Genomic DNA, 25,932 nt, shown 5'->3' on the forward strand with positions numbered 1-25,932 from the left:
TATGCGCATAAAGGTCCCTGAATGAAACCGTCCCAGTTCGCCAAAGGCTTCAAAGCCAGACCCGACACCACGAGCAGTGAAAAAAGAACCGCTCTGGACCGCCTGAATGCCATCGATGGCATCGTGAGCAACGAGCACGTGAACCAGCCCGCCGCCAACGGTCGCTCGAGCGCGTTCACTCCAGACCAGGAAACAGAATCATCGGCGGCCCCAGAGTCCGACGAATTCAAGGCGTGGCGTCGCACAAACCGATATGCCGCAGGACAAGTCATTGAACTGCCTTTAAAGGCGATCAAACCAAGTCCATTCAATCCGCGTCATTTTTATCTGAAGGCATCGATCGCCGAACTGGCCGTGAACCTTGCGAAGCAAGGCCAGCAGCAAGCCATTCACGTCATTCCTGATTATGAAAATCCTGGCACGTTCTTCGTAAGCGACGGCGGGCGACGTGTCCGCGCGCTGAAAGAAGCGAATAGGGAAACCGTGAAGGCGGTGGTCGTCGACCTTCCAATTGGCATCGAGAGCTACAAGCTCGGCTACGACCTGAATGTGCAGCGGGATTCCCAGACGGTGTTTGATAACGCAATCGTCTGGAAGCGGTTTCTCGATGATCAGCATTTTCAGAGTCAGCGCGAACTCGCCGATCATCTCGGCCTCGACGAATCCACCATTGCGGTTGCGTTGTCGATCGCGAAGTTGCCTGAGAACGTGATGCACGAAATGGTCGCGAGACCCGACCGATTTGGTTCGAACATGGCGTATCAGGTGACGCGGTATCACACGGCGCGCGGCGCAGACGCGACCTTGCGGCTCATCAACAAGATTCTCGCCGACGATCTGAGCACCCGTCAGGTCGCAGACATCGTGAAGGGACGTGCGACGGCGCAGGAAGCGCCCAAAGTGGCAGGACGCCAGCGATACGCGCAGCGACTGGAGATCAAGCTCGACGGCATCTCGGTCGGAGACCTGAAATCTTATGGGGACGACCGACTCGAATTGCGGCTGCGCGGCTTGTCGAAGCAAAAGCGCGATGAACTGCTCGAGCAAATCGAGCGGATGCTGCAATCCGATGCAGCAAAGCAATAAAGAAACTTAGATTTCAGACATCACGCCCGCCGGTCAGGCGGCGCGTGACTGATTGAGCGTGAAGGACAGCAAATCTCCATCGGTGGGTTCTCCCCACGTCTTGCGCGCGAGCCAGTCGAAGAACGACGTTTCGACCAGCTTCGAATCCAGGCCCCGCTTGCGCCAGTCGTCACGCATATGGGTCCCGAGTTCGGGCAATACATCTTCCTCGAACGTCCGACGCGCGAGCTCCCGTTCTTCCTCACCTTGCTCGTCGTAGAGCGCGCGCGCCTCCTTGCGACGATAGGCCGAATATTCACTGAGCAGCCGAGCCTTCAGGTCATCCGCAGGCGCACCGCCGTTACGCGCGGCAGCGGCAGGTGCGGTCGGGAGTGCCTCCACCGGCGGCGCGTAACCCTTCTTCAACGCATCCTTGAAGAGCGCAGCTGCACTGCGTACCGGTGGCAGCGACGTGCTCCGCATGCGCTGCTCGGTCATCTGAAGCGCCGCACGGATCCGATTTTCTTCGCTGTCGGCGTAGAGCGTTTGCGCATCCTTCAGCGAGATGCCGATCTTGACCATACGATCGACGAGCGTGCTGTCGAATACGTTCGGATGCTCGTCGAGCGCGAGCATCGGTTGCTTGCGCTCCGTCACACGGAACTGGATCTCGGCCACCCGACGCCCTTCGCGATGTTCGATCAATTCGACGAAGATATTCGTGACCGCGTTCACTTCGGCGATCGCGGGACGCAGATAGTCGCGCTTGAAGTATTTGTATTCACGCTTCGCCTCGTCTCCGGCTTCGGTGTCGGGCGTACCGGACAGGATCGGCCGCCACCATTCCCACGTCTCGCGCATCGTAAGATGACTTGGATTCGTCAGATAGCGCACGCAGATTTCGTACAACGCCAACCCGGCGCTGCTACGCAATTGACTCTGGAACTGCAGGCTAAGGCGCGCATATTGAACGGGATCCAGCAGTTTCTTTTTGATTTTCGGCGCAAACGAAAACTCCACCCACACGCGGCGCGTCGCCGGATCTTCGAGAATTTCCGCATCGGCGATCAGCGTGGAGATGCCCCACTTGCGGCCGGGCTTTTGACTCGACGTGCCGGTACTCCATTCGACCTGAACCGACACCATGCGCCGCAAATGCTCTTTCACGAGCGCAGTGTCATTCGAATCGAAAGCGGAATTCGCGACGATGTCGGACAATAAGGCGCGGTAAGTGTCGCCCGATTCGTCTGCCTGCTGCGCGACCGCGAGAAGCACGTTGAAGAGCTTGCGCGTGAGCAGCGTAATTTTGCCGCTCTTCGGTTGAATCGCGATTGCCTCGACGGCCTTGCGCAACTCCGCAGAACTCGGGCTGACTACGTCGGTTTTCTTTGCGCGCTTGGTTGCCATGCGTCGGGCTAGATGGATTTTGCGATGAGGATACTGATTGCGGTGATGCCCGTCTAGAGGTGCGCTTTCACCATCCTGCGGTGAACTGACACCTGCCGCGTGGACTCACTGAGGTGCGCTCCCGAAAAGGCTCACCGCTCACCATTCTCACGTTCCCCGTATGCTCAAGGCCCACGCGGGTAAACGGATTGCCCTCGATTTCACCCTCTCAGCTCGCCCTCGATCCCTCTCCCGAAAAGCCTCACCTGAAAAATTTTTTTGATCTCAGTGTTGCTGTTGCGGCCCTCGCACAGGCTCAAACAGGGGCGCGCATAGTGAATCCGCGCCATTATTTCGTCTTAGCCACGGAGAGCACCCATCGACCTGAACGACAGTCGCGCTTTTGGCTCCCGCAAACCCTCACCTTTACCTGAGCGAGACGCCGAACGGCGCCGTCTTCCTGCATAGGGCTAGTGGGCGCGGAGCGCTTATGGGATCCCGAAAAACCTCACCTTTGCTAACGAACGTAGGTTCGGGCGATCTGGAAGCTGTCGACGGGAACTCCCGCAAAAGCTCACCTCACGGACAAGTGTTCGAAAATAGCTCTATGTTTCCGATGCTTATGCGCGAAACCTGTCTTGAAATCTCGCACGACGCGCTCCCGTAGATCCTCACCTTCATTCCTCGGCTCCCGGGAGGTAGAGAGTATTCATGCACCGTTGTGTTCCCCGAAAAGCCTCACCTTTGCGAGATTAGCCCACGTGCTTTCGCCTGTAGAGCATTGATTGATATGTCTTTTTTTCAAATATCCGGGTTTCCGTTCAGAGACGTTTTGCAATGCATTAAAAACCGCTCCCTGCGCGTCTCCTGAAAATCCTCACCGGGAGAATCCGTGCTCGAAAGCAAAGGAACGGGCAAGAAAGCGCCAAACCCTCCCGTAGAAGCTCACCTTTGACGCCGGGTGGGTCGGTTTGATAGATTCTTACGACCGCTTTTTGGTTTTGGCGACTTTAGACTGCACCTTTGTATCAGTGCTGCTCCCGAATTTCCTCACCTTACCGGCGAACCCGGCATGAAACTGCCCGAAAAGGGCCGTCGCGTCCCGTTTAAGCTCACCACGGCCGCCGCTGGCCGCCCGTAAAGTCTCACCTTTCGGTAAAAATGTCCTATTACAGAGCCGACCGGACCCAACTTTGGTCATCCCGAAGAAGCTCACGTTTGGTAACGAAGGGATCCGCGTCGACTCTTATGCGGCGGCGCCCAACGCCCTGACGGCTCCTGTACTAACTCACCGATGCGCTCAATGCCTCTCCCGAACGCACTCACGATGTGTCCCGGATATCCTCACATGTATCCCTGAACCCATTCACCCGCGCGTCCCGCACATCCTCACCGAGGGTCCCGAAAAGCTTCACCTTGCATCGCCCAAAGCCCTGTCGCATAAGGGTTTGCGTTGGCGTTAACGGTTTTAACTAAGGTTCAAGGGTGTTTACTTCTAATACTCTCAAGCAGTCTGCGCTGTGCTTCTCAGAAAAAACGATGCAAATCCGTGAAACATGGAGAAGTTGCTGGCAAATCACGAAATTGCGCATACAATCATGGGGTTAGAACCCAAACTTGATTATGTTTCACGAAAGCCTCTTCTCCCCGATGGCAAAACGTGGAAAATGTATGGCGGCGCTGTACCACCGATGGGTATAACGTTTCAGCAGCCGAAACCGTGACGAACACTACGTAAAACGTTAGGATCGCTCCATCAGAAACGTGAACGCATCCAGATGAACATCGAAGAACGCGAGAAATTACGCCGTGAAATCGAAGATTTGCGCCTAAATGGTGCGCGTCGGCGCGAACTCTCTATTCACACCTGCGAGCGACTGTTCTTCGACTTCGGAATCCGCCCGTCCATTGCCTCAGTCCGCGACTTCACGCAGACCGGCAGCGCCAGCGATATCCCCAAGGACATTGAAGCGTTCTGGGCGAGGGTCCGTTCCGCGTCGCGGGTCCGCATCGAAAGCGGCGCGATCCCGGAAGCACTACAGGAACGCGCCGGAGAACTGCTCGGACAGCTCTACTCGGAAGCCCAGGACTGTGCGCGGGCTGCGCTCGCCGTCGAGAAGCAGCAAATTGAGGCGATGGTCGAAGCAACCGAAAGCCGTCTGCACGATGCGGACGTGCGCCACGCAGCGATCGAAGAGGCTTATCAGCGCAGCGAATCGAAAGCTGAAGCCGCAGCTTCCCGCATCGCCGCGCTCGAGGCCGAACTGAGCACCTTGCGCGGGCAGGAAACGCACGCGCACGACGGCCTGCACACGCTGATAGCGCGGCTTGAGCGCGAAAATGAGTCGCTCTCGAAGCGCGTCGAACAGGAGCAGATGGCGAGCGCTGCGTTGCGCGACCGGCTCGACGCATTGCAGACCGAATTGCGCGAAAACACGGAACACTACGCCCGACAGATCAAGGACGCGGTCAGCGAGGCCGAACGCCGCGTCAAACCGATGCTGGTCGAACTGGATTCGCTGCGCACGATGTCGGCGACCTATCAAGCGGGAGTGCGCGACGCGAGCCAGAAAGAATTCGAGTTCATTCAACAACTTAGCGCGTCAAAAGGTCGTGCCGACCGACTGGAAATCCAGGTGCGCAAGCAATCGGATGAAATCGACGCGCTCGCCCGCGAGCGTGACGTCTTGCAATCGCGGGAAGCCATGACCGATGAAGTCGGCGGCACGCTTTGCGCGCTCGCCGCTCAGGGCCGCTTGTCGATGGATGAACTGGCGACGCTCGGTACGCTCGCCGACGCTCACGTCGAGCTTCCCGCTCGCTGTCCGGTTTGCGAGGTCGGCGAGCCGGAGCTTGCGCGCCACGAAGACGAATTCGAACTGTCTTGTCCGGAGTGCGAGCACACGTCCGGCGCGTCGTCCTCGAAACTGTCCGCGTTGGCCGGTTTCGGCGCGCCAGCGCGTGCCGAAGCGTCCTGACCGACCGGGCAAAACGCGAAAGGTGAGGGTTTTCGGGAGCGGCCGCGCAAACGCGATGGCGCGCGGCTCTACGCCTTTTTCCCGTCGCCGCGCTCCCGCGCACGAGCGATATCACGCTCCCGTATTTCCTCACCTATCCAGTTTTGCCAGGCCCTGTGCAGCCGATGCGAGGAGATCGGCTGCTGAAATCCGAGCCATTGACCGACGCGTTCTGGGTCCGTGCCGCCCTCGAACAATTCCGCCGCGAACGTATTGCGCAACGTCTGTGGACTGGCCCGCGCCGTCCGTGACGCGGCGATCCCCGACGCGTCGATGACCGCGTCGATCGCGCGGAGCATCGTCGCCTTGTGCATCGGCCGGCCGGAGGGCGCGGCGGGGAACAAGAGGTTGCCCGCGATGCCCACCGTCTTGCGCTCGCTGATCCAGTTGTCAAATAGCGCGATGGCGAATGGCGCCAAACGCGTTTGACGAACGAAGGCGGGGTTTTCGGCATCGATCGTGAGCCACGGCTGGCCCCATGCATAGCAACTAACCGTCAACGCAGCGGCTTCCCCGGTCTTCACGCCACCGCCGAGAAATGCGGCGACCAGCGCGCGATCCCGCCGCTCCCGCCAGCGCTGCCCCTTCGACAAGTCACCGAGCGGCGCAAAAAGATGCGCGATCAGCCGCGCCCGTTCGCCATGAGCGAGAAAGCCGGTCGGCTCGTTTTCGCGGGCGTCGCGCCACGGTGCGTCGCCATCCTGAGCGATGAAACGCGCCGGGTTCGTCGACGCCATCTCGATCTCGCGAACGTGGTCGAGCACGCGTTCGATCAGTCGCAAATAGCGCACGCGCTGGGGCCGCCGGATCTCGAGTTGCGTGACGAATTCCTCGATGACCTGCCGTTCCACCGTCCGCAACGTGGTCCGCCTGAGCTTCAGCCATTCGAGAAAAAGTCCCCATTGCGCGCGATACACATCCGCCGACGATGCGCGGAAGTCCTGTTTCGCGAGCCATGCGTCGAAGGCGATTTGCGGGTCGGTATGCCAGTCGTCGCGCTGCTGATCGAAGAAATCGGTCGGGTTCGGATTGTTCGGCACGGGATGCGTTTCCGGGGTCGATTGAATTACCGTTAGTTGCTCCGCCAAGCTTCAGCGTTCCGTCTCTATTCGTCAAGCGTGCCAGATGGCGCACGATATTTCTTCCTTGTGCGCCGCACCCAATCGGATACTGTCCATTCGACGGTTGCCTTCCAATACATAAGCAAAACAAAGGAGCGAGCCATGTCCGATTTGCCGATGGGTGAAGAACGCAGGGCGCGCGGGCGGGCCGCACGTCAGCAGGCGCCACGCAGCACACACGATGCGATTGGCAATGTCGATCGGGATCCCGTCGAGCTGTTGAAGCAAAGCAGCGCCGGGCGCGTCGAGGCGCTCGTGCCGCTGCGTTACGGCCGTATGCTCGTGTCGCCATTCACGTTCTATCGCGGCAGCGCGATCCTCCAGGCGCACGATCTGGCGGGCACGCCCGACAGCGGCATCCATATGCAAATCTGCGGCGATTGCCATCTTTCGAATTTCGGTGGATTCGCGACGCCCGAGCGCTCGCTGATCTTCGATCTGAACGATTTCGACGAAACCGCGGTCGGCCCGTGGGAATGGGACGTGAAGCGGCTGGTCGCGAGCTTCACGATCGCGGGGCGGCACCTCGGCCACGGCGACGCGGCCGCGGACGAATTCGCATTTTGCGCGGCCGAAAGCTATCGCACGCGCATGGGCGAGTACGCCGACATGGGCGTGCTCGATCTCTGGTACGAGCGCATCACGTTCGACCGGATGTACGACGCCGTGCAGACCGACGATGCCCGCCGTCGCATCAAGCGAGGCGTCGAGCGCGCGACGCGGCGCACGCACGAAACGATGCTGCCAAAGCTCGCGGACCGCACGGAGAACGAATGGCAGATCCGCGATGCCCCGCCGGCGATTTTCCATATCCGCGGAAAAAACACTCTGTTCGATCCGGACGACGACGTGATGTCCCTCACCGCTCATCGCGACGACATTCTGGCGCCCGTGCTGAGCGAATACTTCTCGTCGTTGACCGTCGAACGCGCGGCGCTGCTCAAGCAATTCACGATTCAGGATCTGGTTTTCAAGGTGGTCGGCGTGGGCAGTGTCGGCACGCGTTGCATGGTGCTCCTGCTCATCGAGCCGCACGGAAAGCCGCTTTTCCTGCAGTTGAAGGAAGCGTCGAAGTCGGTCGTATCGATGTTTTTCAAAGGTGCCCCGGACGATCCTGCGGATCCGTCCCATGCTGGCCGGCGCGTCGTTCACGGCCAGCGGCTGATGCAGGCGGCAACCGATCTTTTCCTCGGCTGGTCGACGGGGCCGCTTGGCCGCGCGCTCTATGTGCGCCAGTTGCGCGACATGAAGATCTCGGCGGAACTGGAGACGTTCGGCGTGGACGCGTTTCGCGATTACGCTGCACTGTGCGGATGGGTGCTCGCCCGCGCGCACGCGAAGGCGAGCGGGCGAGCGCTCGAAATCGCCGGGTATCTCGGCTCCGGCCAGCGCATGGCGGACGCGCTCGTACGCTACGGCCGCGCGTATGCGGACCAGGTCGAAAAAGACTACGACGCGTTTCGCGCGGCGTGTCGCGACGGACGGCTCGAGGCGCGCTCGGATGCCGACATGGCCGCGGACTTCGCGCCCTGAACGCCGAACACGCGTTGCCGCGTGTTCGCTTCGTCTCAGTGCCCCACCGCCAGTGCCAGCTTCGGCTTCCCGTGTTGCGCGGCGCGCTCGTAGGCATCGACGGCGAACGCGAATACCGCCGGCAACGCATCCGATGAACTGAAATCGACGACATCGTCGGTCTCCGGATACTTGAACTCGTCCGGCCGCGTGAAAAGTTCGCGCAAGGCGGCTTCGTGCCGGCCGGCGAATCCGAGGTCCGCCACCGCTTCCCCTTCGATCGCGTGCAGCAGTCGCCACGTGAGCGGCACTCCCTGCTCGATGTAGCGCGCCGCGATCTGGCGGGTAATGCGTTCAAGATCGCGCACCGCCCGGGCAAACTGTTTTTTGTTCAGATTTTCGCCGTTCGAGTCCATCTTCTTCCCCTTCTACACGTCTTTGTGTACTGTACATACATACAGTATTTGTAGCAACGAGATTAGCGTCGCTCTACTCGCCCCGGCTGTATGTGCGATTCCGCCTACGCGCTTATCAGACATGCGCGGCTATGCGCGCCGGGCCACGGAGCGCATCGTAGAGTCATGCTCGGCGACGTCCTCAGGGACGGCTCCCGGCGAGGCGCGAGACTTTCGGGGCGCACTGCGCCAAGCGCCAAAAACCCGATGCATTTCAAGGAGATCGACGATGAACAAGGATCAGACGGATGGCGTGTTGAAGCAGGCGAAGGGCAAGGTCAACGAAGTCGTCGGCAAGGTGACCAATGACCCGGCGCAGGAAGCCAAGGGCGACTTGCAGCAAGCGGCCGGCAAGGTGCAGAAAGGCGTCGGCGATGCTCGCGAAGACCTGAAGGACAGTGTAAAGAAGAACCCGTAAGGTTCGTAACGGGTTGTCTGGCCGCGTAGCTTTGGCCTGAGAGGCGGGACACGTTAAATGCGTGTCCCGTTTTTTTGCGCCGTGCCGCGTGCGGGCCGATGGACCCGAAAACTTTATGCGCATCAAGTTTTCGCCGCTCCCGCCCGAGGCCCCTATTCGTGACGCTTAACCGTGGATCACGACCAAAAGCGCTTTCGCCTCCGCCCGCCCGACGTTACGGATCGCGTGCGGTTCGTCGGCGGCATAGCGCGCGGTCTCGGCTGCTTTCACGCGTCGCGTCGCCCCCGACGCGTCCACCTCGACCGTTCCGTTGAGCACCGTGAGATGTTCGCGCGTGCCAGGTTCGTGCGCGTTGGAGACGAGCGCCCCGCCCGGCTGCAGCGTCAGTTCGTACCATTCGAATTTGCCGGCCAGCTCGATCGGCCCCCACACGCGCAACTGGTATGCGCCCTCGTCGCCGCTCAACGTTGGAATCTCGTGCGGACCCGCGACGCGAATCGCTTCCGTCTGCTTCTGTTGCGCGAACAACTGATCGAGACTGATGCCAAGCGCGTTCGTCAGACGCCACGCCACCGCGATGGTGGGATTCGCCTTGTCGCGTTCGATTTCCGACAACATCGATTTGGATACGCCCGCCGCGCGCGACAAATCGTCGAGCGTCAATTTTCGTTCGTTGCGCAGCCGCTGTATCTGTTCGCCGACGCGCGGTGGCGCTGCCACTGCTGGCGGCGTCAGCGCGCCCGCTTTCTCCCTCGTGCCCGAGCTTGCCATCGAAGCGTCTATCCCTTAGAGTGTTCGGTATATTGGAAAATTATTCGAAATATCGAATATGTCCAGTCGGACGGATCGACTATAACAGGCTTGAGGCCCTGCGTTTATCGACGCGGCGAACCGCCCAGCCACCGACCACACACGAGTCCACGATGAAAGAGCGCTATCTGTCTCACGTGCAGCACACGATCGATGAAATCCGCGCGGCGGGTTTCTACAAGACCGAGCGGGTGATCGCGAGTCCGCAATCGTCAGATATTCGGCTCGCCGACGGCGACGAAGTGCTGAACTTCTGTGCGAACAATTATCTCGGCCTCGCCGACGACCGGCGTCTGATCGACGCGGCCAAGGCGGGCCTCGATGCAGACGGCTTTGGCATGGCGTCGGTGCGCTTCATTTGCGGAACGCAAAGCGTGCACAAGACGCTCGAAAAGGCGCTCGCCGATTTCCTGCTAACCGACGACTCGATCCTCTATTCGAGCTGCTTCGATGCGAACGGCGGTCTTTTCGAGACGCTGCTGGGCGAAGAGGACGCAATCATCAGCGACGAGCTGAACCACGCGAGCATCATCGACGGCGTGCGGCTTTCGAAGGCGAAGCGCCTGCGCTACCGGAACAACGATCTGGCCGATCTCGAAGCGAAATTGCAGGAAGCCGACCAGGCCGGCGCGCGCTTCAAGCTGATTGCGACCGACGGCGTCTTCTCGATGGACGGCATCATCGCGGACCTTGCCGGCATCTGCGATCTCGCGGACCGCTACGGCGCGCTAGTGATGGTCGACGATTCGCACGCGGTCGGCTTCATCGGCCCGAACGGGCGCGGCACGCCAGAACACTGCGGCGTGCTCGATCGCGTCGACATCATCACGGGCACGTTTGGCAAGGCGCTCGGCGGGGCGTCGGGCGGATACGTGGCCGCGCACAAGGAAATCATCGAATTGCTGCGCCAGCGCAGCCGGCCGTATCTGTTTTCTAACACGCTCGCGCCGAGCATCGCGTCGGCATCGCTGAAAGTGCTGGAACTGCTCGTGAGCGCGGAAGGCGATACGCTCAGACGGCGTGTCCGCGAGAACGGCGCGCGGTTTCGTTCGGCGATGAGCGCGCTCGGCTTTACGCTCGTTCCCGGCGACCATCCGATTATCCCCGTCATGCTCGGCGACGCGCAGCTTGCATCGAAGATGGCCGACGCGTTGCTCGAAGAAGGCGTCTACGTGATCGGCTTTTCGTATCCGGTCGTGCCGAAAGGGCGCGCGCGCATTCGCACGCAGATGAGCGCCGCGCACACGCCCGAACAGATCGACCGCGCGATCGACGCGTTCGCGCGCGTCGGACGATCGCTCGGTGTGATCTGAGCGGCTTCCGGACGAGCACCCAAAAACTTGATGCGCATAAAGTTCGCCTCGACTCGCCTCGTATGAACGCGCATCGACCCTCACCATCGACGACATATCACCGAGCCGCGCAACGACCGCGTCTGAGGATCGCCACCCATGAAAGCTTTAGCCAAACTCGAACGTGCGCCGGGCCTGACGATGACGCGCGTGAAGCGTCCGGAAGTCGGCCATAACGACGTCCTGATCCGCATCAGGAAGACAGCCATTTGCGGCACCGACATCCATATCTGGAAGTGGGACGAGTGGGCGCAAAAGACGATTCCCGTGCCGATGCACGTCGGGCACGAGTACGTCGGCGAAATCGTCGAGATGGGGCAGGAGGTGCGTGGGTTTTCAATAGGCGACCGCGTGTCGGGCGAAGGGCACATCACCTGCGGATTTTGCCGCAACTGCCGGGCAGGGCGCCGCCATCTGTGCCGCAATACGGTCGGTGTGGGCGTGAATCGGGAGGGCGCGTTCGCGGAATATCTCGTGATTCCCGCGTTCAACGCATTCAAGATTCCCGCCGACATCTCCGACGACCTCGCCGCTATCTTCGATCCGTTCGGTAACGCGACACACACGGCGCTGTCGTTCAATCTCGTCGGCGAGGACGTGCTGATCACCGGCGCCGGACCGATCGGCGTGATGGCCGTCGCGATTGCCCGGCACGTTGGCGCGCGCAATGTCGTCGTGACAGACGTCAACGAATACCGGCTCGAACTCGCGCGCAAGATGGGTGCGACGCGCGCCGTGAACGTCGCGAACGAAAATTTGCGCGACGTGATGAACGAACTCGGCATGACCGAGGGCTTCGACGTCGGGACGGAAATGTCCGGCGTGCCGAGTGCGTTCACGGGGCTGCTCGAAGCGATGAACCACGGCGGCAAGGTCGCGCTGCTCGGCATTCCGCCAGCGCAAACCGCCATCGACTGGAACCAGGTGATTTTCAAGGGACTGGAAATCAAGGGCATCTACGGACGTGAGATGTTCGAGACCTGGTACAAGATGGTCGCGATGTTGCAGAGCGGGCTCGACCTCTCGCCGATTCTCACGCACACCTATCCCGTCGACGACTTCGAGCGCGCGTTCGCCACGATGCTCTCGGGCAACAGCGGCAAGGTCGTGCTCGACTGGACCGCAGCCTGAGCGATTTCGCGCGCGCGATCGATTCCGCTCAGGGCGCCGCGTCTGCAGGCGCTTTCACGAACTCGGCCTGAATGGCGACGTGCACATCGTCGCCGACGGCCGGATACCACTTCGACAGGCCGAACTGCGCGCGGCTGAAATGCCCGTCGGCGGAAAAACCGAGCGTTTCCTGTTTCGTCAGCGGGTTGGGCGCGTGTCCGTTGAACGTCACGTTCAGCGTGACCGGACGGGTCGTGCCGTGCACGGTCAGGTCGCCGGTCAGCGTGCCCTTGTCGTCGCCGGTGCGCACGAAATGCGTGCTCACGAAGCGAATCTCCGGGTAGCGCGCGGCGTCGAACATGTCGGGGCCTTTCACCAGCCGGTCGAGCAGCGCGACGTTCGTATTCACGCTCGCGGCGTCGATCGTCGCGGACACTGTGCTTTGCTCGATACCGCCGCTTTTCCAGTCCAGCTCGGCCGCGACCTTGTCGAAGCGGATGACAAAGCGCGAATAGTGGAAGTGATCGACATCGAAACTCACGTTCCAGTGATGCGGATCGAGCACGTAGCGCCCGGCCGGCACGCTGGCCTCGCTCGGCGATACCCGGTGCGTCACGACCTGCAATGGTGTGCAAGCCATCAAGGCGAGAAGGGCGCCGCAGGCTGCCCAGACGCGCGCGCGGTGCAATGCATGTCGGTTGTTCATCGTGTTTCACTCGAATGACGGTTGCCCAAGCGACGCAACGCGCGTTGCGCCGGGATCACGTCCCACACGATACACGCGCCTTCAGGTAGAGTTCCGGTCGAAAAACCTGTCTCGAAAAAGGCGTCGTCGCGAAATGCGATGGCGGAAAGTACATGCGTTCATGGTTGGTCCGACTCAGCGCGTTACGCGCGACATGGCTCGTGCTTGCGGCTTGCACAATGCTTGCGGCGGTGCCCGATGCCCGCGCCGGTGACTGGTGCGGCAACGGCCTATGGATCGACGCGATGATCGGCTCGCATCACATTCATCCCGACAAGGATTTCGAGGAATTCAATCCGGGCATCGGCGTTGAGTGCTGGATTGCGCCGGAATGGGCGCTGACGGCAGGGTACTTTCGCAATTCGCTGTCGAAGCCGTCGCTGTATGGCGGCGGCGTATGGGCGCCGGAATTCGCGCACTGGGGCTTTATCCGGCTGGCCGCGATAGGCGGCCTGATCTCCGGTTATCCGTTCGGCAACTGGGGCTTCGGGCACGATCACACGATCGGGCCGGTCATCGCGCCACTGATCATGGCCGAGTACCGGCGGGTCGGGGTGAACATCATTCTGATTCCGCCGATCCCATCGAGCGATCTGCCATTCACGATCGGGTTTCAGGTGAAGGTGAAGTTTTGAGGCGCTACGGAATCTGAGAAAGCTTTCGCTTTGCCTCCAGCAACTGAATCAGCAATTCATCGCGCTGCCGAAGCATTTCCGGGAAATCATAAGGCCTCAGTTCTGCGTCGACACCTCTCGCAATCGACTCGATATATTCGTCGGTCTCGGGATAGGTGCCCAGGTCTCTCGCCCACTCGCGCTGGGCCGGGCCCAGATGCTGCAGCACATGAGTGACGCCGCCGGGACCCCCGGAAGCGTGAAGGTTGAGGAACGGCCCGAGCAGCGCCCAGCGCAGGCCGGGGCCGTAAGCGATCGCGTCGTCGATGGCCTCCACCAACGCGACCCCGCGCTGTACCAGACTAATGGCTTCCTGCCAGAGCGCCACCTGCAGGCGGTTGGCAATATGGCCCTTGACTTCCTTGTCGATCCGGATGGGCTTCTTGCCCGTCCCGGCGTAGAACGCCATGGCCTTCACGACGTTCTCGGGCGATGTCAGGCGGCCGCCGCCGACCTCCACCAGCGGAATGATGTGCGACGGATTGAACGGATGTCCGAGGACGATTCGTTCCGGGTGTTTGGCGCCCGCTTGAATCTCGCTGACCGAGAGCCCCGACGACGACGACGCGATGATCGCGTCCGCCCGCGCAGCCGATTCGATGTTCGCAATCAACGCGTGTTTGACATCCAGACGCTCCGGTCCGCTTTCCTGAATGAAGTCGGCATCGCGCACCGCCGCGCCGAGGTCGGTCGTGAACGTCAGGTTTTGCCGCGAAGCGCCATGTGCCAGACCGAGTCTTTCGACCGCAGCCCAGCTATTGTCGATCCAGTCGCGCAGCCGCGACTCGGCTCCCTCGCCGGGATCCGTCGCCGTGACGGCGAAACCCTGCGCGAGGAAATGTGTCGCCCAGCCCGCGCCGATCACTCCGGTGCCGACGATCGCTACATTGACGGTCGGCGCGCTCATGGCTGCGCTTCCAGGCAGGCCGCGCGGGACGTTTCGCGCAAGGGCCGCAGCCCGATGATCTCGCGCGCCTCGGCCGGGGTTGCGGGCTCATAGCCCATTTCGCGGACGAGGCGAACGAGTCGCTCGACGAGCTGCACGTTGGTCGCCAGCTCACCGTGGCTGTAGTACAGATTGTCTTCGAGTCCGACGCGCACGTGCCCGCCCAGCAAGAGCGAATTCATCGCGGCGGGCAACTGCGCCGCGCCGATCGCGCTGACGTTGAACACAGTGTTGCGGGGCAGGTGGTCGACCATGGTCTGCAACAACCGTGGCGTGTAGGGCAATGCGCCCTGGAAGGCATTGGCGCCAATGACGATATTGATGAAGTGCGGGGCGTCGTCGAGTCCCTCGTTGATGGCGCGCTGAACATCCTGAACGATGTCGGCGAGGCCGAACACCTCCCATTCCGGCTTGATGCCGCGCGCCTTCATCATCTCGGCAATCTGCCGGATGCGTGAAGGCGGAGTGGCCACCAGAATTTCCTTGCCGCCGAAGCTCGCGACCACCGTCTGCGCATCGAGCGTGCACATCTCGACGCCGTCACCCTCCAGGCCCTTCAAACGTTCTTCCCACTGGATCTCCCACAGGCCGTTGTCGAGTTCGCGAACCATGTCGCCATTGATGCCGCCACCCGTGGAGTTGTTGAGGATGATGTCGCATTTGTTGCGAATCAGCCGGTTGATGCGACTGTAGATGGCGGGGTCGCACGTGGCCTGACCGTCGGGGCGCCGTGCATGCACTGCAACCACGCTCGCACCGGCGTTGTAGCAGCGATAGGTGTCGTCGGCAATCTCCTGCGGCTGTGTCGGCAGGTTCGGGTTCATTTTCTTGTTGGCCATGCCGCCAGTCGGGGCGACGGTCACGATGACTTTGGGCTTGCTCATGCTGGTCTTCTCCACAGAAGAATTGGATCTGGGATGGGTAGACGATGGATGGCCCGGTTACTGCATGCCCGGGCCCACGCGGACCGCGCTTTTCGGCAGGCCGAGCAGGATCGTCAGTCCGCCGACGATGACGAGTGCCGTCAGGGCCAGCAGACCCATCTGGATGCTGCCGGTCGCGCCCTTGATCCAGCCGATCAACGTCGGGCTGGCAAAGCCGCCGAGGATGCCGAGTGAGCTGATCACCGCGATGCCGGCCGCGGCTGCGTCCCGGCCGAGGTAGGTCGGGGGGATCGACCAGAACAGCGAGCCGCCGCCAAAGATGAAGAACGAGGCGACGCAAAGCAGGGCCATCACCGGAACGACGTCGGAACCGAGAAAGGAGGTCGAGGCGAGGGCGATGGCGCCGAGGACCAAGGCTCCCCCGACATGCCAGCGACGCTCCTTGAAACGGTCCGAACTGCGGCTGATGACGAGGACGCCAAGCGCACCGAAGACATAGGGCACTGCCGTGTACCAGCCAATCGTGCCGATCTGGGCGATGCCGAGGCCTTTGATCATGGTGGGCAGCCAGAACGTCACGGTGTAGACGGCGCAAGCGCAGCAGAAATAGACGAACGCGAGCACGTAGGTCTTCGGGTCGGTCAGTGCCGCGGCGAGCTTGCCGCGATGATGTCCGGCTTTTGAGTCGCCCTGATGGTCGGCATCCAGAAGCGACTGCACCAGCGCCTTCTCGACGTCGTTCAGCCACGGCGCGCGACTCGGCTTGTCCGGCAGCATGCGGTACAGCAGGAAGCCCATCAGAACGGTCGGCAGGCCCTCGACGACGAATAGCCACTGCCAGCCATGCATGCCGCCGATACCTTCCATGCCGCTCATGATCATTCCCGACAGCGGCCCGCCGATGACTCCTGTGATCGGGATGCCGAACAGGAACAGTCCCGTCACGCGGCCGCGGCGCAGGCTCGGATACCAGTACGTGAGATACAGGATGATGCCGGGGAAGAAGCCCGCCTCGAAGATGCCGAGCAGCAGCCGTATGCCGTAGAACTGCCAGGGTTCCGTGACGAACGCGGTCGCCGCGGAGGTGAGACCCCACAGCACCATGATGCGCAGGAAGGAAAGTCGCGCGCCGATTTTTTCGAGCAGCAGGTTGCTCGGCACCTCGAACAGCAGATAGGTGACGAAGAAGACACCGGCGCCAAGCCCGTAGACGGCATCGGAGAAGGCGAGATCGTGCTTCATCTGAAGCTGCGCGTAACCGATGTTGATGCGGTCGAGGAATGCGAAGACGTAGGCGATGAGCACGATCGGCATCACCCGCCAACTGATCTTGCGGTAGACGATGTCTTCCGCCGATCGAGCCGAAGTCCGGCTGTCGTCCGGGTTCGCCGCCGGAAGCGAACGAGCGTGGGTCATTGCGTGTCTCCCTGTGTTGTATGACACGCATTATTTCGGTCGCCCGCGCAAACCACTGTCGATCGGCCGACAGTTGCGGACAGGGCAAACGCTAGGTCGCAGCGAGACCCGCCGCGTCAATGCGGCGTCGCGATCCGCTTCAATCTTTCGTGAAAAAGGGGAGGTGATCGACCGGAAACGGACCTACTGCGCGAGCGCCTGCAGCCCCGGCAGATCCAGCACGACGAGGCCGCCGTATTCGGTACGAATGAGGCCGGCGTCCTTGAAATGCATCATGGCCTTGTTGCAGGTCTGGCGGGACACGGCGGCGAGGTTGGCAAGCTCCTCCTGGGACAGTTGCAGATAGCGCTCGCCACGGGGATTCGGCAGCGGATGCACCATGCCCACCAGCGCCCTGGCGACGAGGCTGTCAGTGTTGAGCAATCCGTACGCGGCGACATTGCCCATGAACCAGTGCAGGCGTTCGTTCACCTGCAGCAGCAGGAATTCATTGAAGGACGGTTGGTGGCTGCGCAACCAGTCGAAGGTGGCGAGCGGAATCTGCGCGACGCGGCTGTCGCGCAGCGCGATGAGGTCGGACTGGCGCGGCGCCTTGCGAATCAGCGTGCCTTCTCCGAACCAGCTCCCGACCAGTTGGCCGCCCAGCGTGACGGTGCGCCCGTCGTGCGCCGTGATCGACTACTTGATCAAGCCTTCGAGCACCCCGAACCATACGTGCTGCCGATCGCCATGGCGGCCCAGCAACTGACCCATGGCAACGGCGCGCTCCGATGCGTCAGCGCGCACCTTGCGCTGCGCTGACTCGTCGAGCGACGTGAACCAGGGCGACTGGGCCAGCATTTCGTCGAGCGTGAGCGACGGGGTTGCCACCTGCATGGGTCGGGTCATCCTCGTCTCCTGACCTTTACGTGCGAATACCGACGCCGAGTGTCGTCGGATTGACAGTTTTACGGGCATGACAGCTGAATAATGGCTGCATTGGAACAGGAGCAGAGGCCCATGAGCAAGGAAATCGTCTACAGCATCGACGTGCATTTCGGCGATTGCGATCCCGCAGGAATTGTCTTCTTTCCGAATTTCTCGCGCTGGATGGATGCGGCTTCGCATCACTTTTTCAGGCAATGCGGCCTGCCCGCGTGGCATGAGCTGACGGACCCCGCGCAATGCATCGGGCCGCCGCTGCTGGAAATCCATACGCGTTTCCATGTCTCCGCGACCTACGGCGAGCGGCTCGACGTCCATACCCGCATTGAAGAGTGGCGCGGCAAGGTCTTCATTCAGCATCATCGCATCATGCGGGGCGATACGTTGATCTGCGAGGGTCAGGAAACGCGCGCGCTGTGCGTCCGGCAAACAGATGGCAGGCTGAAGGCCGTCCCCGTGCCCGATTACATCCGCGCCGCCTGCGCCTGAGCGGCGAAGGCATTTGTCCGTCATATCAACGAGTCCGCGCGGTGCGCGACATCGCGGGCGCGATGCGGCGCTCCGCTAGTTGGTCGAACTGTCGTCCTTGTTCCCCGCGTGCCCGACCAACACCTTCAGCATCCGCATGAATTGCCGCCGGTCTGATTCCGTCAGCGGTGCGAGCATGCGCACCTGTGCCCGCAACATCGCGGGATGAATCTCCTTCAATAGCGCTTCGCCTTCGGCGGTCAGCGTCAGCAATCGCACGCGACGGTCTTCCGCCGACGCATTGCGTTGCATCAGCCCCCGCTTTTCCAGCCGGTCAATCACACCACCGATCGTGGACGTATCAAAACCGATATTGCGCGAAAGCGAGCGCTGATCCATCTCGGGCTGGTCATGCACCGCCTGCATCGCCGCGTACTGAACCGGCGTGATGCCGAACGCGGCGGTTTCGTCTGCGAAAACAGCGACGGCCATCTGCTGCAGCCGCCGAATGTAATGGCCGGGCAATTCGTCCAGATGAGGCTCGCGGGTCCGGTCGGTCATGGTTCGTTCCATATGCGGGTAAACACAAAGGGAGCATAACGTATTTCGTCCCTATACTATTCATCAGTGTACTGACGATCAGTATGCGTTCTAACAGGAGACAACCATGAACGCCTCGACTTCTTCATTGCCTGTTCTCGTCGCCGGCGGCGGCATCGGCGGCCTTGCTGCCGCGCTTGCGCTGGTGCGCCGGGGCTTTAGCGTGAAGGTGCTCGAACAGGCGCCCGCGATCGGCGAGATCGGCGCCGGCATCCAGCTAGGACCGAACGCCTTTGCTGCTTTCGATGCGCTCGGCATCGGCGAGCGGGCGCGTGCCCGGGCGGTGTACACGGACGAGATGATCATGATGGACGCGCTCGACGAGTCGACGGTCGCGCGCGTCTCGGTCGGCGAGGCGTTTCGTGCGCGTTTCGGCAATCCATACGCCGTGATTCACCGCGCCGATGTGCATGGGGCGCTCCTGGAAGGCGCGCAGGAAAGCGAACGCATCGAGTTCCTGACCTCGACGCAGGTCGCACACGTCGAACAGACCAGTTCCGGCGTCACCGTGTTCGACACCCGGGGCGACGCGCACCGCGGCGTGGCCCTGATCGGCGCCGATGGCGTGAAGTCCGCCGTGCGCCAGCAGTATGTGGGCGACGACGCGCGCGTGTCGGGGCACGTGGTGTATCGGGCGGTCGTCGAAAAGAAGGACTTTCCCGCCGATCTGCAATGGAACGCCGCCGCCGTCTGGGTCGGGCCGAATTGCCATCTGGTGCACTACCCGCTGCGCGGCGGCGAGCAATACAACGTCGTCGTGACCTTTCATAGCCGCGACGTCGAAGAGTGGAGCGTGCGCGAAGGCAGCCGCGAGGAAGTGCAGTCCTATTTCGGCGATATCTGCCCGCGCGCCCGGCAACTGATCGACCTGCCGAAGAGCTGGAAGCGCTGGGCGACCGCCGACCGCGATCCGATCGCCCAGTGGACCTACGGACGCGCCGCGCTTCTCGGCGATGCCGCTCATCCGACGCTGCAATACCTCGCGCAGGGCGCCTGCATGGCGATGGAAGACGCGGTGACGCTCGGCGAATCGCTGCGCGTCAACGACAACGATTTCACGAAGGCGTTCGACCTGTACCAGCGCTCGCGCGTCGCCCGCACGGCGCGGGTCGTTCTGTCCGCCCGCGAGATGGGCCGCATCTTCCACGCGAAGGGCATCGAGCGCCTCGTGCGCAACGAACTGTGGAAGGGCCGGCCTGACGAGCGCTTCTACGACGCGCTCGAATGGCTCTACGGCTGGACCGCCGAAAACTGTCTCGCCCAATCCTGAACACACACCGACCACTGACTGGAGCATCACCATGAGCTACGTTATCGATCCCGAAGCACAAGTCGCCATTCCCGTCGCAGGCAGCGACGACCTCTTCCCCGTGCGCCGCATCTACTGCGTGGGCCGCAACTACGCCGCGCATGCGCGCGAGATGGGCTTCGATCCTGACCGCGAACCGCCGTTCTTCTTCTGCAAGCCCGACAACACGATCGTCGTGGTGCCCGAGGGGCAGACGGTCGACGTGCCGTATCCGCCGCAGACCACCGAGTATCACCACGAGATCGAACTTGTCGCCGCGATCGGCAAAGCAGGCCGGGATATTCCAGTCGAGCGGGCCAACGAGCACGTCTGGGGCTACGCAGTCGGTCTCGACATGACGCGCCGCGATCTGCAACTCAAGCTGCGCGACAAGGGCCGGCCGTGGGAACTCGGCAAGGCATTCGACCAGTCGGCGCCGATCGGGCCGCTCGTGCCGGCAACGAAGATCGGCCACCCGGCAGCGGGCGCGGTGTGGGTGCAGGTCGATGGCGTGGACCGTCAGCGCAGCGATATCGCGAAGCTGATCTGGTCGGTGCCGGAGATCGTCGCGAACCTCTCGACCTATTTCGAACTGAAGCCGGGCGACCTGATTTTCACCGGCACGCCCGAAGGCGTCGCGGGCGTGCTGCGCGGCAACGTGATGCGCGGCGGCATCGACGGGCTCGGCGAACTCAGCGTGCGAGTCGTCTGATCATGGCCGACCTCAAGCTGCACGGCTTCTTCAACAGCTCGGCGTCTTATCGCGTGCGCATCGCGCTGGGATTGAAGGGACTGGATTGGGAACATGCGGGCGTGAATATCCGCACCGGCGCGCAGAACGGCGCCGACTACAAGGCGCTGAATCCGGCTGGCCTCGTGCCGACGCTGGAACACGGCTCGGTACACATCACCCAGTCGCTCGCGATCATCGATTATCTGGAGCGCCTTCGGCCGAGGCCGCAACTGGTGCCCGCAGACGGTCCCGAGCGCACCCGCGTACTGGAGATCGCTTCCCTGATCGCCTGCGATATTCATCCGCTGAACAACCTGCGCGTCCTGAAGTACCTCACGGGTCCGCTGGAGTTGAGCGACGCGCAGAAGAACCAGTGGTACCTGAACTGGATCAAGCAGGGCTTCGACGCCCTCGAAGCCTGGCTTCCGGCGCAAGGCGGCTTCTGCGTGGGCGACACGCCGACACTCGCCGACTGCTGCCTGGTGCCGCAAGTCGCCAACGTAGAGCGCATGAACGTCGATCTGTCGGCGTACCCGCGCGTCCTTCGTACCAACGAACACTGTCTGCGGGTCGCGGCTTTCGCCGATGCCGCCCCGAATCGCCAGCCCGATTTCGTCGCAGCCTGAATCAAGGAGTCGTTCGATGTCCAGCATTCAAAGTCAACGCGAGGCCTTCTATGGCCGCGCCGATACCCAAAGCCTCGCGCCCCTGTGGACGCGCCTGAAGTCCCTCGTGCCCGAAGCGCCCGTGCCCGCGTGCGTCGCGCATCAGTGGCGCTACGAGGACGTGCGGCCCTATGTGCTCGAATCCGCCGAGCACATCTCCGCGAAGGAAGCCGAGCGCCGCGTGCTGATCCTGGAGAATCCGGGTCTGCACGGTAGCTCGCAGATCACCAACTCGCTGTATGCCGGGCTTCAGCTGATCATGCCGGGCGAAGTCGCGCCCGCGCATCGGCACACGCAAAGCGCGCTGCGCTTCATCATCGAGGGCAGCGGCGCATACACCGCCGTCGACGGCGAGAAGACGCTGATGGAGCCGGGCGACTTCGTGATCACGCCATCGTGGACATTCCACCATCACGGCAATGAAACGAATGCGCCGATGGTGTGGCTCGACGGCCTCGACATTCCGCTCGTCGCGCTCTTCAACAGCACCTTCCGCGAGGACTATCCGGCCGAGGAAGCGCCGGTGACCCGCCCCGCCGGCGACGCGCTCGCGCGCTATGGCAGCGGACTGCTGCCGGTCGGGTATCAGGCTGGCTCGCTGAATTCGCCGGTATTCAACTATCCGTATGCACGCACCCGCGAGGCGCTCCATGCGCTCACGCGCGGCAGCGAACCCGATGCGCACGCGGGCTACCTGATGCGCTACGTCAACCCGGTCGACGGCGGCTGGGCCATGCCGACCATGTCGACCACGATCCGTCTGTTGCCGAAGGGGTTCGCCACACAGGGCTACCGTTCGAGCGACAGCGCAGTGTTCGTGGTGGTCGAGGGCCGGGGCCGGCTCCAGATGGGCGACGAGCGTTTCGAGCTCGCACCGCACGACGTGGTGGTCGTGCCGGGGTGGACGAAATACACACTGCACGCAAGCGACGATCTGGTGCTGTTCTCGTATTCCGATCGCGTCGCGCAGGAGAAGCTCGGCTTCTTTCGCGAGCAGCGGCTCTGACCTGCAGACCTTCCACATAAATATTCAGGAGACAAGTCATGAGCACGCAGCAGACGATCGACGTTCAGGGTTTCATCAACGCACACAAGCTATCGGCGATGCAGATCGTCACGCTGCTGCTGTGCTTTCTCATCGTCGCGGTCGATGGTTTCGACACCGCGGCGATCGGCTTCATCGCACCGGCGATTCGAGCCGAATGGGGCCTCACGCCCGCGCATCTCGCCCCCGTGTTCGGCGCGGGGCTGGCCGGGCTGATGGCGGGCGCTTTCCTGTTCGGCCCGCTCGCCGACCGCTTCGGCCGCAAGACCGTCCTGATGGTGTGCGCGGGTTTCTTCGGTCTGGCGAGCCTTGCCTCGGCCTACTCGAACTCGGTCGAGATGCTGGTGGTATTGCGCTTTCTGACCGGGCTGGGTCTGGGAGGTGCCATGCCCAACTCGGTCACGCTCAGTTCCGAATATGCGCCCGAGAAACACCGCTCGGTGCTCGTCACCTCGATGTTCTGCGGTTTCACGCTGGGCTCGGCGCTCGGCGGCGTGGCCGCCGCCCACGTGGTCGCGGACTTCGGCTGGCGCGCGGTGCTGGTGATCGGCGGCGTGCTGCCGCTCCTGCTGGTGCCGGTTCTCGCGCTGTATTTGCCGGAGTCGGCGCGCTTTCTGGTGATGAAGGGACGCAAGCCGGAACAGGTACGTCGCACGTTGCAGCGAATCGCACCGTCGAAGGATCTGTCGACGGCCAGCTTCTCCGTGCCGGAGAAGGCGCAAACCGGATTTCCGGTCAAGCACCTGTTCGATCCCGAACTGCGGCGCGGAACGCTCCTGCTGTGGCTCGCGTTCTTCATGAGCTTGCTCGTGATCTATCTGCTTTCGAGCTGGCTGCCGACACTCATCAGCAGCACCGGCATGACGCTCAAGAAGGCCTCCCTCGTCACCGCGATGTTTCAGGTGGGCGGCACCGCCGGGGCGATTGCGCTCGGCCAGCTGATGGACCGCTTCAATCCGCAACGCGTGCTTGGCGTGACCTATGCGTTGGCAGCAGTGTTCACCGTGCTGATCGGCAATAGCACCGGCAACACGGCCATCCTTGTCGTTGCCGTGTTCGGCGCGGGCTTTTGCGTGTCGGGTGCACAGGTTGGAGCGAATGCGCTCGCCGCGGGTTTCTATCCGACGGCGAGCCGTGCCACTGGAGTCAGCTGGGCCTCGGGCGTCGGCCGGATCGGCTCGGTGCTCGGTTCGATGGGCGGAGGCTGGATGCTGTCGCTCGGCTGGGGCTTGCCGACGGTGTTCGCACTGGTAGGCATCCCGACGATCGTTGCTGGCATCAGCATGCTCTCCATGGGGCGAGTCGAGCGGGCCACGGCGGCGGTTGCGCATTGAGCCGGTCGGCCCCAACGGGTCAAGGTAAGACACGGTCGCGGCCCTGAGCCGAGCCGCCAGGGCCGCGACCGCACCGCCTTCACTCAGTGCGTGCTCACCACCTGGATGCCGCCGTTCGGGAACGCCGCGACACCCGGTGCGAACGGCAGATAGGCTTGTCCCGTTCCGCCGTCGACCGCGACGGAGTGCGCGTTGTTGCCGATCGCCAGTGTCGTGATGATCGACCGGCTGGTTGCATCGACGATCGCGAGCGTCGGCACGAAGTTCGATGCCGCCGCGATCTTGTTCGTCTGATAGTGCCTGGCCGGCAGGAAATAGCGATTCGACGACTTGTCGTACGCGATCTGGTCCACGCCGCCGAACGGGATCGTGGCGAGCGTCGCGCCGCTCGTGCGGTCGAGCACGAGTGTGATCAGCGGATTACCCGCCGACGGATCGCAACCCACGATCATGTCGTTGTTCGGACCGAGATCGAGGCCGGTCGGGTTGCACTTGCCGAGCGGAAACACGCGGCTGACCGCCGGCGCGCCCGCCACGACGGTCGCGGCCGGGATGACGTTGACCTCGCCCTCAGGGTTCGCGCTGGTGCCGTCGTTGTTGACGATGAAGTTCTTGCCGTTCGGGTCGTACGCGCAGGCTTCGAGGCCGCTCGAACCGGCGAAGGGCAGCTTCGCGACCACGGCTTGAGTCTTCGTCGAGATGAAGGTGGCGAAGGGCGGCGATTCGCCGGGACTGGAGAACATCACGAGGCCGTCGTCCGGGTCGTAGCATCCTTCGTCCACGCGCGAACCCGACGTGCTGATCGGTATCGTCTTGACGACCTGCCGCGCGCCGACGTCCATCACCTTCACCGAGTTCACGTCGCCGACATAGAGCGTGTTCGTGCCCGGGATGCCGACGAGTCCGTCCGGGCCGGAGCTGTCCGTAGTCGCGCCAATGCCCGCGAAGTTGCCTTTGATTTGCGTGACGAGCGTATTGGTTTTCGTATCGACGACATCCACCGCCGAGTTGCTGCGGTCGGCGAGATAATATTTTCCGGAGTCGGCGTAACCAATATCAAAGTTGAATGGCGGCGATGGCGAATTCGGAACAGCAATCGTCGCGACGACGCGCGGCCCGCTATTCGAATTGTCTCCCCCGCCGCAACCTGCAAGCATCGCAGTCACGGCAAGCGCGCCAAGTGCTGCCGCGACCGGCATCGTTGTCTTCATTGCTGTCTCCAAGAAATTGATTCTGTTTTTTCGTGCAAGATCTTTCAAGAAATTACGCGAGATCAGGCATCGGAAAACGCCGCGGACATGCCAGCGTGGTCACACACTAGCGCGCAATCGACAGGGAGATATAGGGAGAAACGCAAAGACGGACGCCGCCGCGCACGGGCGTGCAGGCGGGTTTTTCAAATAACCTGTTTTATTTCAAGGTCTTGAATATTCGAAATAGAAAATAGCTTCTGTCTGTACTTTTTATATTCACCGGTATTTACTTGGGCAAATCCAAACCTATTCTGAATGAATGAGATCTGTCTTTAATTCGGGCGTAAATTCATTGTAATCGATAATTATCGGAGTGCGTTTTTCGCTTAAGCATCCGATAAGAATTGATGAGTATGATAAACACGGGCAGGCGAATTTGCCAATCGGTTTAAATCCGCGTGCTTCGAAAAAACCACCCTTTCTCCTTTCCCGTGCCGCGCGTAGCCGCGCGGCGAAAATGCGTCACGCACGGCCCCGGAAATCGCTTCGGCGATTCAAGGTCGTCGCGCTTCAGCCGTAAACGGAGGTTATTCCCGCCCGAAAAACCACCGACATGTTCGACCCCGACGACGCCATCGCGCAACAAACCCCCGCCGATAACGGGCGCGTCGGCACGCCGACTTCGCGCCGCAAGTTTCTCTCGATGATGCTGGCGTCAGCGGGCGGCGCGATGCTTTCAGGGTGCGGCGGTGGCGGTGGGGGAACCCAGGC

At 62.1% G+C, this 25,932-nt stretch carries 23 protein-coding genes and 1 pseudogene; 13 read left to right on the forward strand and 11 right to left on the reverse strand.

Annotated elements, in window-relative coordinates:
- Positions 1 to 21 precede the first annotated feature (21 nt).
- Positions 22 to 1,086 carry a ParB/RepB/Spo0J family partition protein gene (locus AWB81_RS21330; protein ID WP_062638544.1) on the forward strand — a complete coding sequence of 355 codons (1,065 nt, stop codon included), beginning with the start codon at positions 22 to 24 and terminating at the stop codon, positions 1,084 to 1,086.
- A 33-nt stretch (positions 1,087 to 1,119) separates the two neighbouring features.
- Here AWB81_RS21330 and AWB81_RS21335 read toward each other — a convergent pair whose 3' ends face one another.
- Positions 1,120 to 2,472, reverse strand: coding sequence for a replication initiation protein (locus AWB81_RS21335; RefSeq protein ID WP_062638545.1), 1,353 nt, complete (start codon positions 2,470 to 2,472; stop codon positions 1,120 to 1,122).
- 1,757 nt (positions 2,473 to 4,229) lie between these two features.
- On the opposite strand from AWB81_RS21335, the gene AWB81_RS21340 reads away from it, so the two are divergent.
- Positions 4,230 to 5,429, forward strand: coding sequence for a DNA-binding protein (locus AWB81_RS21340; RefSeq protein WP_062638546.1), 1,200 nt, complete (start codon positions 4,230 to 4,232; stop codon positions 5,427 to 5,429).
- Between the two features lie 68 nt (positions 5,430 to 5,497).
- On the opposite strand, the gene AWB81_RS21345 is transcribed toward AWB81_RS21340, so the two are convergent.
- A complete protein-coding gene (locus tag AWB81_RS21345; RefSeq protein ID WP_235025853.1) occupies positions 5,498 to 6,508 on the reverse strand; it encodes a tyrosine-type recombinase/integrase in 1,011 nt (336 codons plus the stop codon).
- Between the two features lie 183 nt (positions 6,509 to 6,691).
- On the opposite strand from AWB81_RS21345, the gene AWB81_RS21350 reads away from it, so the two are divergent.
- Positions 6,692 to 8,122 (forward strand): DUF2252 domain-containing protein, encoded by a 1,431-nt coding sequence (locus AWB81_RS21350; protein ID WP_062638547.1) that lies wholly within the window; start codon positions 6,692 to 6,694, stop codon positions 8,120 to 8,122.
- 35 nt (positions 8,123 to 8,157) lie between these two features.
- Here the strand turns inward: AWB81_RS21350 and AWB81_RS21355 are convergent, their stop codons facing one another.
- Positions 8,158 to 8,517, reverse strand: a complete 360-nt coding sequence (locus AWB81_RS21355; protein ID WP_062638548.1) for a DUF2471 family protein — start codon at positions 8,515 to 8,517, stop codon at positions 8,158 to 8,160.
- Positions 8,518 to 8,785: 268 nt separating this feature from the next.
- On the opposite strand from AWB81_RS21355, the gene AWB81_RS21360 reads away from it, so the two are divergent.
- The gene (locus AWB81_RS21360) at positions 8,786 to 8,974 is read left to right on the forward strand and encodes a CsbD family protein (protein WP_062638549.1); all 189 of its coding nucleotides are present in this window, start codon (positions 8,786 to 8,788) and stop codon (positions 8,972 to 8,974) included.
- A 165-nt stretch (positions 8,975 to 9,139) separates the two neighbouring features.
- Here AWB81_RS21360 and AWB81_RS21365 read toward each other — a convergent pair whose 3' ends face one another.
- The gene (locus tag AWB81_RS21365) at positions 9,140 to 9,757 is read right to left on the reverse strand and encodes a helix-turn-helix domain-containing protein (RefSeq protein ID WP_374730504.1); all 618 of its coding nucleotides are present in this window, start codon (positions 9,755 to 9,757) and stop codon (positions 9,140 to 9,142) included.
- 140 nt (positions 9,758 to 9,897) lie between these two features.
- Between AWB81_RS21365 and AWB81_RS21370 the strand changes: the two genes are divergently transcribed.
- Both AWB81_RS21370 and tdh read left to right on the forward strand, forming a co-directional pair.
- Positions 9,898 to 11,097, forward strand: coding sequence for a glycine C-acetyltransferase (locus AWB81_RS21370; protein WP_062638551.1), 1,200 nt, complete (start codon positions 9,898 to 9,900; stop codon positions 11,095 to 11,097).
- 138 nt (positions 11,098 to 11,235) lie between these two features.
- The gene (tdh, locus tag AWB81_RS21375) at positions 11,236 to 12,267 is read left to right on the forward strand and encodes an L-threonine 3-dehydrogenase (RefSeq protein WP_062638552.1); all 1,032 of its coding nucleotides are present in this window, start codon (positions 11,236 to 11,238) and stop codon (positions 12,265 to 12,267) included.
- 28 nt (positions 12,268 to 12,295) lie between these two features.
- Here the strand turns inward: tdh and AWB81_RS21380 are convergent, their stop codons facing one another.
- Entirely contained in the window at positions 12,296 to 12,952 is a 657-nt protein-coding gene (locus tag AWB81_RS21380; protein WP_062638553.1) for a YceI family protein, read from the reverse strand.
- Between the two features lie 152 nt (positions 12,953 to 13,104).
- On the opposite strand from AWB81_RS21380, the gene AWB81_RS21385 reads away from it, so the two are divergent.
- Positions 13,105 to 13,626, forward strand: a complete 522-nt coding sequence (locus AWB81_RS21385; RefSeq protein ID WP_374730502.1) for a hypothetical protein — start codon at positions 13,105 to 13,107, stop codon at positions 13,624 to 13,626.
- Positions 13,627 to 13,630: 4 nt separating this feature from the next.
- Here the strand turns inward: AWB81_RS21385 and AWB81_RS21390 are convergent, their stop codons facing one another.
- The 4 genes and pseudogenes from AWB81_RS21390 to AWB81_RS21405 all read right to left on the reverse strand — a co-directional run bounded on the left by AWB81_RS21390 (position 13,631) and on the right by AWB81_RS21405 (position 17,799).
- Positions 13,631 to 14,572: a 3-hydroxyacyl-CoA dehydrogenase NAD-binding domain-containing protein gene (locus AWB81_RS21390; protein WP_062638554.1), complete on the reverse strand. Its 942-nt coding sequence runs from the start codon at positions 14,570 to 14,572 to the stop codon at positions 13,631 to 13,633.
- Entirely contained in the window at positions 14,569 to 15,495 is a 927-nt protein-coding gene (locus AWB81_RS21395) for a beta-keto acid cleavage family enzyme (protein ID WP_062638555.1), read from the reverse strand. The genes AWB81_RS21390 and AWB81_RS21395 overlap by 4 nt, the downstream gene beginning before the upstream one ends.
- A 57-nt stretch (positions 15,496 to 15,552) precedes the next feature.
- Positions 15,553 to 16,911, reverse strand: coding sequence for an MFS transporter (locus tag AWB81_RS21400; protein ID WP_062638556.1), 1,359 nt, complete (start codon positions 16,909 to 16,911; stop codon positions 15,553 to 15,555).
- A 183-nt stretch (positions 16,912 to 17,094) separates the two neighbouring features.
- Positions 17,095 to 17,799 (reverse strand): annotated as a pseudogene (locus AWB81_RS21405) (Crp/Fnr family transcriptional regulator).
- Between the two features lie 111 nt (positions 17,800 to 17,910).
- Between AWB81_RS21405 and AWB81_RS21410 the strand changes: the two are divergent.
- Positions 17,911 to 18,324 (forward strand): acyl-CoA thioesterase, encoded by a 414-nt coding sequence (locus AWB81_RS21410; RefSeq protein WP_062638557.1) that lies wholly within the window; start codon positions 17,911 to 17,913, stop codon positions 18,322 to 18,324.
- A gap of 75 nt (positions 18,325 to 18,399) precedes the next feature.
- Here AWB81_RS21410 and AWB81_RS21415 read toward each other — a convergent pair whose 3' ends face one another.
- Complete coding sequence (locus AWB81_RS21415) at positions 18,400 to 18,864, reverse strand: MarR family winged helix-turn-helix transcriptional regulator (protein ID WP_062638558.1); 465 nt, start codon at positions 18,862 to 18,864, stop codon at positions 18,400 to 18,402.
- A gap of 106 nt (positions 18,865 to 18,970) precedes the next feature.
- On the opposite strand from AWB81_RS21415, the gene AWB81_RS21420 reads away from it, so the two are divergent.
- The 5 genes from AWB81_RS21420 to AWB81_RS21440 are packed head-to-tail and all read left to right on the forward strand — an operon-like array spanning position 18,971 to position 23,968.
- The gene (locus AWB81_RS21420) at positions 18,971 to 20,173 is read left to right on the forward strand and encodes a 3-hydroxybenzoate 6-monooxygenase (RefSeq protein WP_062638559.1); all 1,203 of its coding nucleotides are present in this window, start codon (positions 18,971 to 18,973) and stop codon (positions 20,171 to 20,173) included.
- Positions 20,174 to 20,204: 31 nt separating this feature from the next.
- Positions 20,205 to 20,903, forward strand: coding sequence for a fumarylacetoacetate hydrolase family protein (locus tag AWB81_RS21425; RefSeq protein WP_062638560.1), 699 nt, complete (start codon positions 20,205 to 20,207; stop codon positions 20,901 to 20,903).
- A gap of 2 nt (positions 20,904 to 20,905) precedes the next feature.
- On the forward strand, positions 20,906 to 21,550 hold the full coding sequence (gene maiA, locus AWB81_RS21430) for a maleylacetoacetate isomerase (RefSeq protein ID WP_062638561.1): 645 nt from the start codon (positions 20,906 to 20,908) through the stop codon (positions 21,548 to 21,550).
- A 16-nt stretch (positions 21,551 to 21,566) separates the two neighbouring features.
- Complete coding sequence (gene gtdA / locus AWB81_RS21435; RefSeq protein ID WP_062638562.1) at positions 21,567 to 22,595, forward strand: gentisate 1,2-dioxygenase; 1,029 nt, start codon at positions 21,567 to 21,569, stop codon at positions 22,593 to 22,595.
- Between the two features lie 38 nt (positions 22,596 to 22,633).
- Complete coding sequence (locus tag AWB81_RS21440) at positions 22,634 to 23,968, forward strand: MFS transporter (protein WP_062638563.1); 1,335 nt, start codon at positions 22,634 to 22,636, stop codon at positions 23,966 to 23,968.
- Positions 23,969 to 24,051: 83 nt separating this feature from the next.
- Here the strand turns inward: AWB81_RS21440 and AWB81_RS21445 are convergent, their stop codons facing one another.
- Positions 24,052 to 25,179: a YncE family protein gene (locus AWB81_RS21445; RefSeq protein WP_235025854.1), complete on the reverse strand. Its 1,128-nt coding sequence runs from the start codon at positions 25,177 to 25,179 to the stop codon at positions 24,052 to 24,054.
- Between the last annotated feature and the right edge of the window lie 753 nt (positions 25,180 to 25,932).

The sequence above is a fragment of the Caballeronia arationis genome (genome assembly GCF_001544975.2).
Classification (GTDB): Bacteria; Pseudomonadota; Gammaproteobacteria; order Burkholderiales; family Burkholderiaceae; genus Caballeronia; species Caballeronia arationis.

Coding starts and splice junctions, on each gene's coding strand:
- AWB81_RS21330 (WP_062638544.1), top strand. CDS start 22: ATGAAACCGTCCCAGTTCGCCAAAGGCTTCAAAGCCAGACCCGACACC.
- AWB81_RS21335 (WP_062638545.1), bottom strand. CDS start 2,472: ATGGCAACCAAGCGCGCAAAGAAAACCGACGTAGTCAGCCCGAGTTCT.
- AWB81_RS21340 (WP_062638546.1), top strand. CDS start 4,230: ATGAACATCGAAGAACGCGAGAAATTACGCCGTGAAATCGAAGATTTG.
- AWB81_RS21350 (WP_062638547.1), top strand. CDS start 6,692: ATGTCCGATTTGCCGATGGGTGAAGAACGCAGGGCGCGCGGGCGGGCC.
- AWB81_RS21355 (WP_062638548.1), bottom strand. CDS start 8,517: ATGGACTCGAACGGCGAAAATCTGAACAAAAAACAGTTTGCCCGGGCG.
- AWB81_RS21360 (WP_062638549.1), top strand. CDS start 8,786: ATGAACAAGGATCAGACGGATGGCGTGTTGAAGCAGGCGAAGGGCAAG.
- AWB81_RS21370 (WP_062638551.1), top strand. CDS start 9,898: ATGAAAGAGCGCTATCTGTCTCACGTGCAGCACACGATCGATGAAATC.
- tdh (WP_062638552.1), top strand. CDS start 11,236: ATGAAAGCTTTAGCCAAACTCGAACGTGCGCCGGGCCTGACGATGACG.
- AWB81_RS21380 (WP_062638553.1), bottom strand. CDS start 12,952: ATGAACAACCGACATGCATTGCACCGCGCGCGCGTCTGGGCAGCCTGC.
- AWB81_RS21385 (WP_374730502.1), top strand. CDS start 13,105: ATGCGTTCATGGTTGGTCCGACTCAGCGCGTTACGCGCGACATGGCTC.
- AWB81_RS21390 (WP_062638554.1), bottom strand. CDS start 14,572: ATGAGCGCGCCGACCGTCAATGTAGCGATCGTCGGCACCGGAGTGATC.
- AWB81_RS21395 (WP_062638555.1), bottom strand. CDS start 15,495: ATGAGCAAGCCCAAAGTCATCGTGACCGTCGCCCCGACTGGCGGCATG.
- AWB81_RS21400 (WP_062638556.1), bottom strand. CDS start 16,911: ATGACCCACGCTCGTTCGCTTCCGGCGGCGAACCCGGACGACAGCCGG.
- AWB81_RS21410 (WP_062638557.1), top strand. CDS start 17,911: ATGAGCAAGGAAATCGTCTACAGCATCGACGTGCATTTCGGCGATTGC.
- AWB81_RS21415 (WP_062638558.1), bottom strand. CDS start 18,864: ATGACCGACCGGACCCGCGAGCCTCATCTGGACGAATTGCCCGGCCAT.
- AWB81_RS21420 (WP_062638559.1), top strand. CDS start 18,971: ATGAACGCCTCGACTTCTTCATTGCCTGTTCTCGTCGCCGGCGGCGGC.
- AWB81_RS21425 (WP_062638560.1), top strand. CDS start 20,205: ATGAGCTACGTTATCGATCCCGAAGCACAAGTCGCCATTCCCGTCGCA.
- maiA (WP_062638561.1), top strand. CDS start 20,906: ATGGCCGACCTCAAGCTGCACGGCTTCTTCAACAGCTCGGCGTCTTAT.
- gtdA (WP_062638562.1), top strand. CDS start 21,567: ATGTCCAGCATTCAAAGTCAACGCGAGGCCTTCTATGGCCGCGCCGAT.
- AWB81_RS21440 (WP_062638563.1), top strand. CDS start 22,634: ATGAGCACGCAGCAGACGATCGACGTTCAGGGTTTCATCAACGCACAC.
- AWB81_RS21445 (WP_235025854.1), bottom strand. CDS start 25,179: ATGAAGACAACGATGCCGGTCGCGGCAGCACTTGGCGCGCTTGCCGTG.